We start from the raw sequence: 845 nt of genomic DNA on the forward strand, positions 1-845 counted from the left end.
TCGATACAGCCCATATCATGAAACAGTTTAGGCAGATTATTCTCCATCCACCCTTGGCGCAGAAACTTAGCCTGTGCCCATTTTTTCTCGATAGGGTTCAGATCAGGGCTGTACGGTGGTAACCATAAAATACGATGGCCATGTCTGTTCAGTAGCTTCTGGATACGTTTATTTTTATGAAACCGAGCATTGTCCATCACAATCACGCATTTTCTCTTAAGGCTTGGAATAAGTGTGAACTTGCACCAGTGGTAGAATATATTGCTATTAATGTTCTGTTCAAAGTAATCAAGCGCAAATAGCATCTTTTCATAGAGAGCTCCGATGACATTAGTACGCTTCTTTGCTTGCCAATTGTAGCGATCAATACAAGGTTTACCAATCGGTGCATAGCCATGAGAACGAATGGTTTCAGCCTCAAAGCCGCTTTCATCCATATAGACAATGGGATAGCTTTGCTGTTTAAAGCTATCAAGCTTTCTCTGATACGCCGCTCTTTTTATCTGACAGGCCTTTGGATGCTCTAAGGTCTTTTTTTTGACTGATACCGAGGCGCTTTAAAGCATTAAAGATACCTGTTTTACTACAATTTAAGCGGCGGGCTCTTTCGTAGTTATAATCATCAGGGTATCTTTTTACATCATCAATTAATGCATCATCAGGTATTTTAGTCGGTGCTTTATTTCTGGTTGTTTTAGGGACTAAATTCTGCTGCCAGCTATGAATGGTGCTGGTACTAAGTCCATAAAAAAGCGCAGTTTCTCGGATGGTCATGCCATCAGCAATGCTAGAAAGTACCTGTTTGCGATAGTCAATTGAATAAGTCATTGTTTATTTCATTAAAT

The 845-nt window shown here is 40.0% G+C and carries 2 protein-coding genes; both read right to left on the reverse strand.

Annotated features, from left to right (window positions below; all coding sequences use genetic code 11):
• On the reverse strand, positions 1-503 hold a 503-nt coding region (locus CAN34_RS14565; protein WP_254423199.1), incomplete at its 3' end, for an IS630 family transposase.
• Complete coding sequence (locus tag CAN34_RS14570; protein ID WP_089556108.1) at positions 472-828, reverse strand: IS630 transposase-related protein; 357 nt, start codon at positions 826-828, stop codon at positions 472-474. The genes CAN34_RS14570 and CAN34_RS14565, both read right to left, overlap by 32 nt.
• Positions 829-845 lie beyond the last annotated feature (17 nt).

Origin of the sequence: Psychrobacter sp. DAB_AL32B (assembly GCF_002224105.1) — a bacterium.
In the GTDB taxonomy this organism is placed as follows: domain Bacteria; phylum Pseudomonadota; class Gammaproteobacteria; order Pseudomonadales; family Moraxellaceae; genus Psychrobacter.